Annotated in this window: 16 protein-coding genes; all 16 read right to left on the minus strand. The window is 47.3% G+C overall.

Annotation, left to right across the window (positions count from 1 at the left end):
• Positions 1-5 precede the first annotated feature (5 nt).
• The 16 genes from BAZ21_RS01605 to BAZ21_RS01680 all read right to left on the minus strand — a co-directional run bounded on the left by BAZ21_RS01605 (position 6) and on the right by BAZ21_RS01680 (position 15,153).
• Positions 6-653 carry a ribonuclease HII gene (locus tag BAZ21_RS01605; protein ID WP_084011485.1) on the minus strand — a complete coding sequence of 216 codons (648 nt, stop codon included), beginning with the start codon at positions 651-653 and terminating at the stop codon, positions 6-8.
• A 140-nt stretch (positions 654-793) separates the two neighbouring features.
• On the minus strand, positions 794-1,654 hold the full coding sequence (ylqF, locus tag BAZ21_RS01610; protein ID WP_068496429.1) for a ribosome biogenesis GTPase YlqF: 861 nt from the start codon (positions 1,652-1,654) through the stop codon (positions 794-796).
• 77 nt (positions 1,655-1,731) lie between these two features.
• On the minus strand, positions 1,732-2,358 hold the full coding sequence (gene lepB, locus BAZ21_RS01615) for a signal peptidase I (protein WP_068496431.1): 627 nt from the start codon (positions 2,356-2,358) through the stop codon (positions 1,732-1,734).
• 101 nt (positions 2,359-2,459) lie between these two features.
• Positions 2,460-2,804 carry a 50S ribosomal protein L19 gene (rplS, locus tag BAZ21_RS01620; RefSeq protein WP_010346403.1) on the minus strand — a complete coding sequence of 115 codons (345 nt, stop codon included), beginning with the start codon at positions 2,802-2,804 and terminating at the stop codon, positions 2,460-2,462.
• A 226-nt stretch (positions 2,805-3,030) separates the two neighbouring features.
• Complete coding sequence (trmD, locus tag BAZ21_RS01625) at positions 3,031-3,849, minus strand: tRNA (guanosine(37)-N1)-methyltransferase TrmD (RefSeq protein ID WP_068496433.1); 819 nt, start codon at positions 3,847-3,849, stop codon at positions 3,031-3,033.
• The gene (gene rimM / locus BAZ21_RS01630) at positions 3,849-4,364 is read right to left on the minus strand and encodes a ribosome maturation factor RimM (protein ID WP_068496435.1); all 516 of its coding nucleotides are present in this window, start codon (positions 4,362-4,364) and stop codon (positions 3,849-3,851) included. Before rimM ends, trmD begins: the two co-directional genes overlap by 1 nt.
• Before the next feature lie 96 nt (positions 4,365-4,460).
• Entirely contained in the window at positions 4,461-4,691 is a 231-nt protein-coding gene (locus tag BAZ21_RS01635) for a KH domain-containing protein (protein ID WP_007429995.1), read from the minus strand.
• A gap of 23 nt (positions 4,692-4,714) precedes the next feature.
• Entirely contained in the window at positions 4,715-4,987 is a 273-nt protein-coding gene (rpsP, locus tag BAZ21_RS01640) for a 30S ribosomal protein S16 (protein WP_007429994.1), read from the minus strand.
• Positions 4,988-5,052: 65 nt separating this feature from the next.
• Positions 5,053-6,429, minus strand: coding sequence for a signal recognition particle protein (ffh, locus tag BAZ21_RS01645; RefSeq protein ID WP_007429993.1), 1,377 nt, complete (start codon positions 6,427-6,429; stop codon positions 5,053-5,055).
• Positions 6,430-6,480: 51 nt separating this feature from the next.
• Positions 6,481-6,849 carry a putative DNA-binding protein gene (locus BAZ21_RS01650; RefSeq protein WP_068496437.1) on the minus strand — a complete coding sequence of 123 codons (369 nt, stop codon included), beginning with the start codon at positions 6,847-6,849 and terminating at the stop codon, positions 6,481-6,483.
• A 175-nt stretch (positions 6,850-7,024) separates the two neighbouring features.
• A complete protein-coding gene (trhA, locus tag BAZ21_RS01655; RefSeq protein WP_068496439.1) occupies positions 7,025-7,675 on the minus strand; it encodes a PAQR family membrane homeostasis protein TrhA in 651 nt (216 codons plus the stop codon).
• 198 nt (positions 7,676-7,873) lie between these two features.
• Positions 7,874-8,884: a signal recognition particle-docking protein FtsY gene (gene ftsY, locus BAZ21_RS01660; protein ID WP_068496440.1), complete on the minus strand. Its 1,011-nt coding sequence runs from the start codon at positions 8,882-8,884 to the stop codon at positions 7,874-7,876.
• Between the two features lie 38 nt (positions 8,885-8,922).
• Complete coding sequence (smc, locus tag BAZ21_RS01665; RefSeq protein WP_068496442.1) at positions 8,923-12,492, minus strand: chromosome segregation protein SMC; 3,570 nt, start codon at positions 12,490-12,492, stop codon at positions 8,923-8,925.
• 258 nt (positions 12,493-12,750) lie between these two features.
• Complete coding sequence (rnc, locus tag BAZ21_RS01670; protein ID WP_007429987.1) at positions 12,751-13,449, minus strand: ribonuclease III; 699 nt, start codon at positions 13,447-13,449, stop codon at positions 12,751-12,753.
• Between the two features lie 12 nt (positions 13,450-13,461).
• Positions 13,462-14,700, minus strand: a complete 1,239-nt coding sequence (gene fabF, locus BAZ21_RS01675) for a beta-ketoacyl-ACP synthase II (protein ID WP_084011486.1) — start codon at positions 14,698-14,700, stop codon at positions 13,462-13,464.
• Between the two features lie 219 nt (positions 14,701-14,919).
• Positions 14,920-15,153, minus strand: a complete 234-nt coding sequence (locus tag BAZ21_RS01680; RefSeq protein ID WP_007429985.1) for an acyl carrier protein — start codon at positions 15,151-15,153, stop codon at positions 14,920-14,922.
• Between the last annotated feature and the right edge of the window lie 74 nt (positions 15,154-15,227).

A 15,227-nucleotide genomic window follows, 5' to 3' on the forward strand; every position in this document is an offset into this window, starting at 1 on the left:
AGGCTTTACAGATCAAACAGCGTCGGCTGCTCTGTCAGCAAATTGCCCAAAAAACTGCGTCTATGCATCTCTGTAGGTCCTAGCGCCAAAATCTGTTCCCTATGCAGCTTGGTAGCGTAGCCTTTATGTATACCGATTCCGTATTCAGGATACTTTGCATCCCATTCGCCTTTGCACAGCCGATCACGGGTAACCTTCGCGATGATAGAAGCGGCCGCAATAGATTGGCTGTTCGCATCTCCCTTAATGATGGACAGCTGGGGAATAGGTACATCCACCTTCTCAGCATCCACAAGCAAATAATCAGGAGATACAGACAGAGCCTCAATCGCCTGCTTCATGGCCAAACGAGCTGCCTGTTTAATATTGATCTCATCAATCGTCCGCGCATCTACATAGCCTACTCCTACTGCAATGGCCTTCTCCATAATCAGTTCGTAGTATGCTTCTCTCTTCTTGTCCGTCAGTTTTTTGGAATCATCCACGCCCTCCAGCAACTCACCTACTGGTAAAATAACGGCCGCAGCCACGACATCCCCGAACAAACAGCCTCGGCCTACCTCGTCAATACCAGCGATTCGCTCACAGGATTGCTCCCAGCACTTTTTTTCATAGTGCAGCATATCCTTCACCACTACCTCTTTGTCTTCCATACTCAATACCTGCCCATCTATATGTAGTTTTACACTTCATTCATGCCACATACCAAAAAACCTTCCACCTCTCCGGAGAGATGGGGAAGGTTCTTCCTTGCCACAATTTGCTATGTTCTGTCTTGGGCACCCGACCACAATCAGTAAGGAGCTTCCAAACTGAAACGTCCCAGCTTCCCTGCACGCAACTCACGCAAAATAATTTTTGACGCCTTTTCGAGATCTACACGTCCGCCACTAACAATACAGCCACGTTTACGTCCGATAGCCTCCATAACGCTGACAACATCATCAGGATTTTCTATATCCTCAGGACGTTCGGTAAGCTCAAAACGCTCTGCCATGGTATCCCAATAATATTGGACAAAATATTTTGTCGCGAAAAAGGCAATATCCTCTACATTCAGAATTTCTTCCTTGATCGCTCCTGTAACTGCCAGACGATAGCCGACGTTCTGATCCTCAAATTTAGGCCACAAAATGCCCGGTGTATCCAGCAACTCAATTTCTCCGGTCTTGATCCACTGCTGTGCCTTCGTTACCCCCGGACGATCACCCGTAGCTGCAATATTACGTCCTGCCATTCGGTTGATCAGTGTCGATTTGCCGACATTCGGAATACCGACAATCAAAGCACGTATAGGACGCGGATTCATTCCTTTGGAAATCTGCCGATCTATTTTTTCCTTAAGCAACAGCTTGGCCTGGACCGGAATTTCCTTCATCCCTGTCCCTGTCGTAGCATCCACCTGAAAGGCGATATGCCCCTGCTCCTTAAAATAGGCAATCCACTGCTGCGATACTATCGGGTCCGCCAAATCTGCCTTATTCAAAATAATCATTCGCGGCTTTCCCTGCAGAATATCATCAATCATTGGATTTCGGCTTGAAAGCGGCAATCGAGCATCAATCAGCTCAATTACCAAATCAATCAGCTTTAATTTTGCTTCAATTTGGCGGCGCGCTCTGGTCATATGACCAGGAAACCATTGAATCGTCACCGTCATCACCTCATTGATCGTAATCCTGCCTAGGATGCTGGCTAAAATTACGGCAGCTATGCTGCATATTAGTTATTTTAGTGGTTAATCCACTGCATATCCTTCGCTGGCCAGAAAATAACGTCAGCCCGGCCCACGACTTCCTTCAAATCAATATAACCAATCATCCGGCTGTCTGTGCTATTGGAACGGTTATCGCCCATAACAAAAATATGCCCTTCTGGAACTTTTCCATCCTTAAACTTCTCATTTGGAAAATTGGTAAATTTGTTGTAAAGCTCGCCATTTTGATGCGCTTCTGCCAAAGGAGCCTTGAGATAAGGTTCCTGAATCGGCTTACCATTCACTGTAATCGTGTCACCTTCTACCTTGACCGTATCACCCGCAACGGCAATGACGCGCTTGATGAAGTCTCTTCCTTCTTCCGGGACATGGAACACAATCACTTCACCTGGTTTAGGGTCACGAAAATCATATAAAATCTCATTTACAATGACGCGTTCTCCGGTATGAAAGTTAGGTTGCATCGACGGTCCATCCACAATAAACGGCTTAAAGAGAAGCCAACGGATTAAAAAGACAAGCACTAACGCAATAATGATGGCCTTTAGCCACTCAAAAATCTCATTTTTTGGTTTACGCTTGGACTTATCATCCTGATCGGTTGGCTGCTGCACAGCTCCTTGTCCTACTTCTTGCTCCATAGCTCACTGTCCTCTCTTTACGGTCAATAATCCACAGTTCCCTATGTACGTAGAAAAAACGAAAGGAGCTTGTAACCAAGCCCCTTTCGTTATTCGTTGTATTAACGACGAATTTCTTTAATTCTCGCTGCTTTACCGCGCAGTTCACGAAGATAATAAAGCTTCGCACGACGCACTTTACCACGGCGAGCCACGTCGATTTTATCGATTTTTGGGGAATGAAGCGGGAAAGTTCTTTCCACACCTACACCGTAAGAAATTTTACGAACTGTAAAAGTCTCACTGATTCCACCACCACGGCGCTTAATTACTACACCTTCAAACAACTGGATACGCTCACGAGTTCCCTCGATAACTTTCACGTGCACTTTCAAAGTGTCACCAGGACGAAAGTTAGGAAGATCTTTACGCAGTTGTTCTTCAGTGATCGCTTGGACGATATTCATCTATGACTCCCTCCTTCCGTACAGGTGTTCATGTTTCTTCTGGAAACACATCCGTTTCCTTCATCATCCACAGAGGACCACCGTATTACACACAACAGAATTATTGTATCATGGAGGTTACCGCATTGCAACAACAAAAAGGGATTTGACCAAACATTTATTTAATTTGACTTCATTATAGAACAGGTCACTACCTGCTTTCAAATCCACTTATGACTAAAGCGCTTTAACGCTTGTTCCCTGAACAGTCCGGTTTGCAATGCTGTTCAATCCACGCGCGCTCCTTGCCTGTCAGTTCAGCCTTCTCCAGCAGGTCAGGTCGGCGTTCCATCGTACGACGCAATGCCTCCTGTCGTCTCCAGGCATCAATATTAACGTGATGCCCCGATAGCAGCACATCAGGTACTTTCCAGCCCCTAAACTCAGCAGGCCGGGTATAATGCGGGTACTCTAACAGCCCCGTGCTAAATGAGTCTGTAATTGCGCTTGTTTCATTGCCCAGCACTCCCGGCAGCAACCGTGTCACACTATCAATAACAACCATTGCTGGCAGCTCTCCACCAGTCAGTACATAATCGCCGATAGAAAGCTCATCCGTCACCAAATGCTCGCGAATCCGCTCATCATAGCCCTCATAATGTCCGCATATAAAAATAAGATGGTCCTCTTGGGCCAGCTCCTCCGCTTTTTTTTGCGTAAAGGTCTCACCTTGTGGACACATCAAAATGATACGCGGAGCTTTCAAATCAGCGTTTCCTTCAATTTTTTCATGATGAACGACTCCATCGGCAACCTCTAATATAGGAAGCTCTGATTCATCCAACAACGCTTCCACCGCGGCAAAAATAGGGTCGGGCTTTAATACCATGCCGCCCCCACCGCCATAGGGCATATCATCTACCTGTCCATGCTTGTTACCGGCATACTGGCGAAAATTAACCGCTTGCAGTGAAACTATTCCCTTATCCCTTGCTTTCCCCAGAATACTTGCATTAAATACGCCATCAAACATTTCAGGAAACAGGGTCAGCACATCCACCCGCATTATAGCAGTCCTTCCATCAACCGTACCGTAGCCCGCTTTTCACGCACGTTTACATTCAAAATAACACTCTCTATAAATGGCAATAGCAGTTCCTTGCCATCAGGCATTTTGACTACCCATACATCATTGGCTCCCGGAGTCAAAATTTCTTTGACCACACCAAGCTTTTTTCCGTCTTCTGTAATGACTTCCAGGCCGATAACTTCGTGAAAATAGAATTCATTTTCTTCTAGCTCGCCTAGACGTTCAGCAGATACCTTCAACAAAGTACCTTTGTATTTCTCAACATCATTGATATTGTGATATTCCTTAAATTTGACGATGACCATATTTTTGTGAAAACGCGCTGTCTCGACAGTTACGGGAACCGGTGCTTTACCGTCCGCCGGAACAATCAATAGCTCGCTGTCTTTGGCAAAACGATCCTCTAGAAAATCAGTTGTCGTTAATATTTTAAGCTCGCCACGAATTCCATGGGTATTCACAATTTTCCCGACATTAAACAATTGCTGCATCGTGTTCCTCCTGCACGTAATCGGTCCGCTCCATATCATCTTCATCATGTACGAAAAAGGGTTAGGACATACATCCTAACCCACTTTCGTATATCTTTAAGATATGATGTCTACGGTAACCCGTTTATCCATCTTAACGGCTGCTGATGCAACCACAGTGCGAAGCGCCTTGGCGATACGACCCTGCTTGCCAATGACTTTACCTACATCCTCAGGATGCACACTAAGCTCATATACAACAAGCCGATCCTTCTCCAAGGTCTTCACGGTTACATCATCCGGATGATCGACTAAAGCCTTAGCAATGATTATCACTAATTCTTCCATGGTTGACCCTCCGTATCAGCACCTTATTTCTGTGTTTTAAGCTCATGAAACTTTTTCATCACGCCCGCTTTGCTAAGCAAGTTGCGAACAGTGTCGGATGCTTGTGCACCATCTTGCAACCATTTCAGCGCTTTATCTTCATCAATTTTTACAACCGCTGGTACTGTAATAGGGTTGTAGTAACCGATTTCTTCGATAAAACGACCGTCACGCGGGGAACGAGAATCAGATACCACGACGCGATAGAAAGGAGCTTTATGTGCACCCATACGTTTCAGACGAATACGAACTGCCACGAAAATTCACCTCCTTCAAAAAGTAGACTGTATATGTTATCCATCATTCCAACGGCCCCAGAGCCTTAACGGAAAGGAAACTTCAAGCCCTTACCCATACCTTTCAACTGCTTCAGAGCCTTGTTTTTGCCGCCTTTAGGCCCCATCATATCTGAGAACTGCTTCATCATACGACGCATTTCGTCAAATTGTTTAATCAGACGATTTACCTCAGCCAGTGATGTTCCACTGCCTACAGCAATCCGTTTGCGCCGACTATGATTAATCATGTCCGGGTTCTGCTTTTCCTGTGTGGTCATTGAATGCACGATAGCCTCAATACGGCCCATCTGCTTATCATCCACTTTGATATCTTTCATTTGCTTCATATTGCCCATGCCGGGAATCATATCAAGAATCTGGTCAATCGGGCCAAGCTTTTTAACCTGATCCATCTGCTCCAGAAAGTCTTCGAAAGTAAACTCGGCATTGCGCATTTTCCGTTCCATTTCCTTCGCCTTGTCAGCGTCGATATTGGACTGCGCTTTTTCAATCAGGGACAGCATATCGCCCATACCCAAAATTCGTGAAGCCATCCGTTCCGGATGAAAAGGCTCCATTGCATCCAGCTTTTCACCCAGTGTAGCAAACTTGATCGGGCATCCTGTCACAGCCTTAACTGACAAGGCCGCACCACCGCGGGTGTCGCCATCCAACTTCGTCAGTACAACCCCCGTTAGCTCCAGGCTACTGTTAAAGTGCTCTGCAACGTTAACCGCGTCCTGCCCCGTCATGCTATCTACAACCAGCAGAACTTCGTCCGGCTTGACGTTAGCATGAATCTGGCGCAGCTCTTCCATGAGCTCTTCATCAACGTGAAGACGACCAGCAGTATCTATAATAACGTAATCGTTACCGTTATCCTTGGCATGCTGCAAACCCTGCTTTGCAATCTCCACCGGGCTTGTCTGATCTCCGAGGGTAAATACAGGTGCATTAATCTGTTCGCCGAGAATCTGGAGCTGCTTGATTGCGGCCGGTCTATAGATATCACCAGCTACGAGCAACGGACGATGATTTTGCTTTTGCAGCAGCTTCGCCAGTTTGCCAGACGTCGTCGTCTTACCTGCACCCTGGAGACCCACCATCATGATGACTGTAGGCGGCTTGTTGGCCTTGGCAAGCTTGGCCTGGCTGCCACCCATCAACTCGGTCAGTTCCTTGTTCACGATGTCGATAATGACCATACCTGGCGTAAAGCTGTCCATTACTTCCTTACCAACGGACTTTTCTTTCACCTTGGCAATAAAGTCCTTTACAACCTTGAAGTTAACGTCCGCCTCAAGCAAAGCCAATCGTACTTCACGCATCGCCTGAGCTACATCATCCTCAGACACTTTCCCTTTGCCGCGCAGTTTACTGAATACATTTTGCAAGCGAGTCGATAATCCTTCAAATGCCATACTTTCGCACCTCCTTGTCTACCAGGGCTGTTTATTACTCATTTATATGACCTACAATTCCTGCAGGCGATTTACAATTTGATGAACATGCTGCAGAGTGCCTTCATGGGGCTCGCCCATCTTACCGAATGCCTCCTGCAACGCCATATTTAGCTCTTTCAGATCTTGGCTTCTGCGTTCATGCTTGCTCAGCAATCCAAGCTTTTCCTCATACATTTCCAGTACCTGTTCAGCACGTTTAATATGTTCATACACTGCCTGACGGCTAATTTCAAATTCCGAAGCAATTTCTCCCAGAGAAAAATCATCATGGAAGTAATATTTCAGAAACATCTGTTGCTTCTCCGTAAGCAGAGGTTCATAGAAGTCAAACAGTCGGTTAATTCGGTTTGTCTTTTCCAGCCGATTCTCCTGACTCATCACTAATACCTCCATTACCTCTATCGTCAAGGAAAAACACTTTACAGTTCTTTTCAACGTTCCTTATCATACATAAAAGAAAAGAAGATGTCAAGCGTTATCCCTTGTCATACAAAAAAAAAGCCGATCCACAACCCTTTAACAGAATTACCGATCGACTTTTTCTCCCTGTTTCTTAAACCCTGACTGGAGTAAGATACAGCAGAACAGCCAGAAAATGAAGTATACTGCCTGCCAAAACAAACAGATGCCAGACCGCATGATGATACGGAAATGCCCGCCACACATAGAATATCGTGCCCAATGTGTACATCAGACCACCTACGAACAATAACGTCATCCCTCCGGCGGGAACTACCGCCACCAGAGGGTTCCAGGCAATGATGATGAGCCAGCCCATCACAATGTAAAACAGGGTAGACATGAACAGAAAACGTTTGGTGAAGAACGCCTTGAACAGCACACCGACCAAAGCGATTCCCCAAACCACTCCAAACAGCGTCCAGCCCAAAGTCCCTCGCAGTGCAACGAGCATAAACGGGGTGTAGCTGCCCGCAATGAACAGGTAAATGCAAGAATGATCGAATATTTCGAACAAATCCTTCAATTTCCCTTCACGGAGGCTATGAAGCAACGTGGAATTGGTGTACAACAGCAGCATGGTTATCCCGTAAATCGTAAAGCTGACGACATGCCAAGCAGTCCCTTTTAGGCTGGCAAAAACAATGAGCAGCACAAGCGCCGCCACACTTAAAACGACTCCAATTCCATGTGTAATCGCGTTGGCTACTTCCTCCCGTCGGGAATAAGTATAGGTGTTCGCCATCGGTTCTTCACCAGGCTTTCTGTAAAATATTTTATACACAAAAATATATATCCGGCATCGACAGACCCGTTGCTCTCATTATATATCTCCATCATCTCGAGCAGCAACAGGACCAGTCCAAGCCCCAACCCTGATAAGCTAGACGATTACAAGGCGTCATCCAAACTTCCAGGCCATCCTGCACGACCTAAATCAGCATTACTCTTCCTCGCCAGCAGCAGTTACTTCACCAGCCTCTTCCTGAATCAAGCCCGCAAACAACGCATGGACGAATTGCTCAGAATCAAACGGTTGAAGATCATCCACTTTTTCACCTAAGCCCACCAGTTTAACAGGCAAATTCAGCTCTTGGCGGATTGCCACAACAATTCCACCCTTCGCTGTACCATCCAACTTCGTCAGCACCAGCCCGGTTACGCCGCTTTTCTCTCCAAACAGCTTGGCCTGGTTCAGTGCATTTTGTCCGGTCGTAGCATCAAGTACCAACAGCACTTCATGAGGAGCGTCCGGGATTTCACGCTGGATAACACGGAAAATTTTGTTTAGCTCCTCCATCAGATTGCTTTTATTCTGGAGACGTCCTGCAGTATCACACAGCAAAACATCTACCTGACGCTGCTTGGCAGCCTGTACAGCATCATACATAACCGCAGCCGGATCGGAACCGGATTGCTGCTTAATGACTTCGACACCTGCCCGTTGCCCCCATACCTCCAGCTGTTCAATCGCACCGGCACGGAACGTATCTCCGGCAGCCAGCAGCACTTTTTTACCCTCTTGTTTAAAACGGTGAGCCAGCTTGCCGATCGTTGTTGTTTTGCCGACACCGTTGACCCCGACGAATAGAATGACTGTAATGCCGTTAGAGCTCATTTGGAGCTGACTGTTGTCATTGCCCCGCAGCAGCTCGGATAGCTTTTCCGACAATACAGGCTGAAGCTCGGATGCATCCTCGATTTTACGTTTTTTCACTTCTACCCGCAGGTCTTCTATGAGGGTCATCACCGTGTTGACACCTACGTCCGCTCCGATCAGAATTTCTTCCAGTTCCTCATAAAACTCCTCATCAATCTTTTTGCGACGAATCATCAAATCCGTCACTTTTTCAACAAAGCCTTTTCTTGTTTTTTCAAGACCGTCCTTGAACTGTTTGGTGACGGATTCCGTTTTGCTTGCAATGCTTTCCTTTAATTTTCTAAAGAAACTCATAGGTTCCCTCCGTTGATTTGAAAGTATGTTATTGGATATCAGGCAATCTCGGCTTCATCACTGTCCAGCTTGACAGATACGAGCTTGGAAACCCCGCCTTCCTCCATCGTAACCCCGTACAGCACGTCGGCTTCTTCCATTGTACCCTTGCGGTGAGTAACTACAATAAACTGTGTCTGCTCTGAGAATTCCCGTAAATACTGTGCAAAACGCACTACGTTGGCTTCATCCAATGCAGCCTCTACTTCATCCAGCACACAGAATGGAACAGGTTTAACATGTAAAATGGCAAACAGCAGCGCCATCGCCGTTAACGCCCGCTCACCGCCCGACAGCAGCTGCAAGTTTTGCAATTTTTTGCCCGGTGGCTGAGCTACAATGTCAATTCCCGTCTCCAGTAGACGTTCCGGGTCAAGCAGAACCAGATCGGCACGTCCGCCTCCGAACAGCTTGGAGAAAACCGTACCAAATTCGCGCCGGATGGCATCGAACGTGAATTTGAAGCGTTTGGACATTTCATCATCCATTTCACGGATAACCTGATAGAGCGTGGTTTTGGCCTCCACCAAATCAGACTTTTGCTCATCGAGAAACGTATAACGCTCATGCACACGCTGATATTCCTCAATCGCACCCAGATTGACCTCGCCCAGCCCGGAAATACCGCGTTTGAGCCTTTGCACTTCAGCCTGTGTGCCTTCAATATCTTCCGGTACCGGATAGCGCTGCTTGGCCAGCTCATAGCTGAGTTCATAATCATCACTTAATTTTTTGAGCACGTTTTCCAGCTCTACATCAAGCCGATTCACTCCAATTTCCGTTTGACGAAGCTGCTCTTCAACCGCTTTAAGCTGGATTCGTTGCTCTTTTGTCTCGTTCTCAGCCAATTCCAGCTTTTTGGACAAGCTGCTGCGTGCAGCCCGCTTGAACTCCAGCTGCTGGGAGGCTTCTTCCTTTTTCAAACGGTATTGATTGAGATTTTCAATTTGCTTTACGCTCTCCTGCTCATTGGTCAGCAGATCAGCTTCGATGGAAGCCAGCAAGGTCTTATTCTGTCTCGAATCCTTGCCAAGAGTATCATAATCTCCACGCAATCTGCGCAGCTGCTCTTCCAATGAAAAACGCTCCTGATCCAGCTTACCTTCTCTAACTTTGAGATTGGTAAGTTCCCCTTGCAGCTGCTCTTTGGCAGATTCGTTGGCTTTACGAGCAAATTCGGCAGCGTGGATGGCTTGATGGGTTTTCTTCTCTTCCTCTTCCAGCGCAGCCAACTTGGCCAACGCTTCTTCACGTGCAGTTTCCAACTCTTTTATCTCCTGGTCGAAGCCCTTTTTCTCCTGACTAGACGCAGCCACCTGTTCCAGCACATGACGCAGTTCATGCTCCAGCTGCTTGAGCTCCATTGCGGTCTGCTGCTCTTCGCCGCGCTTCACATCTCCGGCCTGACGCAGCTCCTCCAAACGGATCTGTGTCTCCTCCAGATGGCGTTTGGTATCTACGGCGCTTTGACGCAACCTCTCAATTTGCTGCTCCGTATCTAAGATGTCTTGATCCAACTGATCCAGCTGACGTTTGCGTCCAAGCAGATTGGCATTTTTCTTAAACTGGCTACCACCCGTCATGGAACCACCTGCATTGACGACGTCACCTTCCAGCGTCACAACACGATATCTATATTGGCAACGGGCGGCAATACGGTTCGCATCTTCCAGCGTACGAGCTATAATCACATTCCCCAAGAGGCTGCCTACAATTCCGGCATACCGCTCATCATACTGAACAAGATCCGCACCGATTCCGACAAAGCCCTCAGCACTTTCCGCAATTTGGCGCTCCCCCGCACCGATTTGGCGCGGTCGAATGACATCCATAGGCAAAAAAGTCGCTCTACCCAATTGACGTTGCTTCAAAAAACTGATCGCCTGTCTGGATACCGATTCATTTTCCATGACGATATGCTGTACGGAAGCTCCCAAAGCAGTTTCCATTGCCTGCTCCAAATGCTCAGGCACCCGAATCAGCTCCGCCACCGCTCCGTGTACACCATGCAAGGTCTCTTTGCGCGCAGCCTTCAAAACTTCCTTGACACCCAGCATAAAGCCGTCAAAGTCATCCTGCATTTCCTTCATCGTATCTCGGCGTGAAATTTGAGCCTCACGTTTTTGTTCCCATTTACGAATGGTGCCTTGACTTTCTTCCAGCAGCTTTTGCAGTGCCTGGTACTTTTCACTTCCCTGAATATATCCACTGCGCAGACTACTGATTTCCTGTCCCAGCTTCTGAATGGCAGCTTCCAATCCCTTTTTGCGTTGATCCAGCTCGACTTTTTGTGCTTCCCATTTACCGGATTCGTCACTTACGCGGTTCACCCGTCGCTCCAGCGCTTCCTTCTGCTGATCGGTATAACGGATTTCGTTGCGAGCCTGTGCCATCTGATTCATCAGTTCCAACAGGTTGCCTTTAAGGCTTTCCTCCTGTTCCTGGCTGATACCGCCTGTGACACCAATCAGCTTGGCCTCTTCATCAGATAGCCTCGCACGCAGCTCTTCAAGCTCTACAATTAACGCAGACAGCTTTTCATTCAGCTGATCCAGTTCATTTCTGCGGTCAGAATGCCTTGCCTCGCTCGTGCTGAGTGATAGAATAAGCTGTTCCCGGTTAGCCTGCAGATTGCGTGTACGCTCTTTCAGCAATTCACCGTAGCCTTCGCTCTTTTCTGTAGCCTCACTGTACTGCAGCAAATCACTTTGCAGGCGCTCGACTTGCTCCTCAAGCTGACGCAATTCATTACGCTCACTCTCCAGCATCGCATCGTGGCGGGATACCACCGTAGACAGCTGAAGCTGCTCCTGTTGCAGCAAAGCCAGCTTGGAAGTCGCATCGCTCCACGAAGTATGAATTTGTTCAATTTGATGGACGTACATCGAAATCTCTTTTGATTTCAGCTCACTACGCAGCTCTTTATAATGAATCGCCTTTTCCGATTGCTCCTTAAGCGGACCGATTTGATCCTCCAGCTCGCTGACCAAATCGTGAATACGCAGCAAATTTTGCTCCGTGTCATCCAGCTTGCGAACCGCCTCTTTTTTACGCGATTTATATTTTACGATACCCGATGCTTCCTCAAAAATACCTCGACGGTCCTCAGATCGGGTACTCAAAATTTCTTCAATACGCCCTTGCCCGATGATCGAGTAAGCCTCTTTACCAATCCCTGTATCCATAAACAGCTCGGTAATATCCCGTAGTCTGCATGACTGTCGGTTAATGAAATATTCACTATCACCACTTCGATGCACACGGCGAGTTACCGTGACTTCGCCAAAATCCAGAGGCAACGCCTGATCTTCATTATCCAGCGTAAGCGATACTTCACCATAATTAACAGCCTTGCGAGCATCACTACCAGCAAAAATAATATCCTCCATTTTGCCGCCACGCAGTGATTTGGCGCTCTGTTCGCCCAACACCCAGCGAATGCCATCGGAAATATTGCTTTTTCCACTTCCGTTGGGTCCGACGACTGCCGTAATGCCGCGAACAAATTCCATTTCCGTTTTATCTGCAAACGATTTGAAGCCCGCCAGCTCAATGCGCTTTAAAAACATGCTCAATCTCACCTCTAACATTTCAAATATGCTTGTACAACACCGATTACCTGATGGGCATGAATTATCCCTATTGTAGCACAAGACTACTTTGGATAAAGCGCACTCTCAACGTTCAACGCACTGCAGCCAAGCCACGAAAAAAGAGCAAAACGCAGTCCATTCGCCTTTGCGGGCCGGGACTCCCCCGCGGACTGCCCTTTGCTCTTACTTTGTGTCCCCTGCTTGCGTAACCCGTCCGGGCCGCACAGGTACCGATTAAGATTCAGCCAGTTTCAAACGGTTTAAAGCTACTGCCGCCGCTTGCTGCTCAGCTTCTTTTTTGGAGCGTCCTGTACCTGCTCCCAGCCGTTCGCTGTCCATATATACCTCGGCTACAAACTCGCGCTCATGGGCAGGTCCGCGCTCCTCCACAATCCTGTATTCAAGCATCCCCATGTTATGATGCTGCGTCAGTTCCTGAAGCTCTGTTTTAAAATCACTCATCTGGAGCTTGCCATTTAACACAATTTGAGGAAAAATATAACGTTCCAGAAACGACCGGACGGCCTCCAGACCCTGATCCAAATAAAGCGCGCCTACGAACGCCTCGAACACGTCAGCGAGCAAAGCCGGACGAGTACGTCCACCCGTTAGCTCTTCACCTTTTCCAAGCAGTACATATTGCCCGAACTCAAGCCCGACAGCAAACTTCACCAGAGAAGGCTCGCAGACAATAGCTGCACGCAGCTTGGTCAGTTCACCTTCGGGTCGGTTAGGGTATTGATTGTACAATTGCTCGGATACAGTCAGCTCCAGCACAGCGTCACCTAAAAATTCAAGGCGCTCATTGTCTGCATGCTGACTGAACCGATGTTCGTTTACGTAGGAAGCGTGCGTAAAGGCCTGCTTCAGAAGCTGCCGATTGTTGAATTGAATATGAAGTTTCTGCTGTAATTGCTTCAAGTCTCCACTCAACGAACTGACCCCTTACGCTTCATATTTTTTTAGAATAACCGTAGCATTGTGACCGCCAAACCCAAAGGAATTGGACATCACCACATTCAGTTCCGCTTTTCTTGGCTTGTTAGGCACATAATCAAGATCACATTCCGGGTCTTGATTATCCAGATTAATCGTAGGCGGAATCGTCTGATGCTGAAGGGCAAGACCACAGATTACGGCTTCAACGCCGCCCGCTGCACCCAAAAGATGCCCTGTCATTGACTTGGTTGAGCTGATTGCTACCTTATAAGCATGCTCTCCAAGCGTTTTCTTGACTGCTTCCGTTTCCGATTTATCACCCACCGGAGTCGACGTACCGTGAGCATTGATATAATCAATCTCTTCCGGCTTCAATCCAGCATCGCGGATCGCCATTCTGATACAGCGCGCCGCACCCTCTGGATCAGGCTCCGTCATATGATGGGCATCGCCGGACAGACCGTAGCCAATCACTTCGCCGTAAATACGTGCACCACGCTCCAAAGCATGATCCAGAGATTCCAGAATCAGAACACCAGAGCCTTCGCCCATCACGAATCCGTCTCTTTCCGTATCAAAAGGACGGCTTGCCTTTTCAGGTTCATCGTTACGTGTGGACATCGCCCGCATGGAACAAAATCCAGCCATACCGATCGGGCGAATCGTCGCCTCAGCACCGCCACAGATCATGACGTCAGCATCACCACGCTGAATCATACGGTAGGAATCACCGATGGCATGACTGCCTGTGGCACAAGCCGTTACTGGCGATGTATTGGGTCCTTTGGCACCGAGTGAAATGGACACTTGGCCAGAGCCCATATTGGCAATCATCATCGGGATAAAGAAAGGGCTTACGCGTTTAGGTCCCTTTTCAATTAATGTATGATGCTGATCCTCCCATGTACCCAATCCGCCAATACCGGAACCTACAGATACACCTACACGCTCGGCTTCCGCATTCTCTCCGATAACAAGTCCGCTATCCTTAAGCGCCAGTTTACTGGCTGCAACCGCGAACTGTACAAAGCGGTCCATTTTGCGTGCGTCCTTGCGTTCAATGTAATCCTCCGGATTAAAATCCTTAACGGAAGCGGCTATTTTCGTAGTGTACTCAGTTGTATCGAAAGCTTCGATTGCGCTGATGCCGGATTTTCCAGCCATCAGATTATCCCACAGTGTGTTCAAATCCTGTCCCAGCGAAGTGATTACACCCATTCCTGTTATGACAACTCGTTGTTTCAAAGATAATCACCTCTATGTCTACTGCAAATTGTATTTTAAGATCGCACGCTTTGTGCGCAGAAATAATATAGAATCAACTAAAGTTAGTAATGCCGCATTATCTTCAGCTTTTACTAAGTTAGGTCAAGCTCAAAACACACGGCAATTCCGTCTTTAGTTCAATCTGTATAATTAGGAGAAAGTCCCGCCTGTAACAGAACGGGACTTTGTTGACATGAATTAGGTATGAGATTGTATGTACTTTACAACTTCACCTACAGTTGTAATTTTCTCTGCATCTTCATCAGAGATTTCCATATCAAACTCATCTTCCAATTCCATAACCAATTCAACTACATCGAGAGAATCAGCGCCTAAATCATCTTTAAAAGATGCTTCAAGTGTAACTTCGGCTTCGTCGGCTCCCAAACGGTCAACGACAATGCGTTTTACGCGCTCCAATACGTCGGACATCCGGCTCACCTCCTCCTTAGGTATTATACGAAAATTACAATTAAAATGCCATAGAAGAGAGTTTTCATTCATTA

The organism is Paenibacillus kribbensis, from assembly GCF_001705305.1.
GTDB classification, from domain to species: Bacteria; Bacillota; Bacilli; order Paenibacillales; family Paenibacillaceae; genus Paenibacillus; species Paenibacillus kribbensis_B.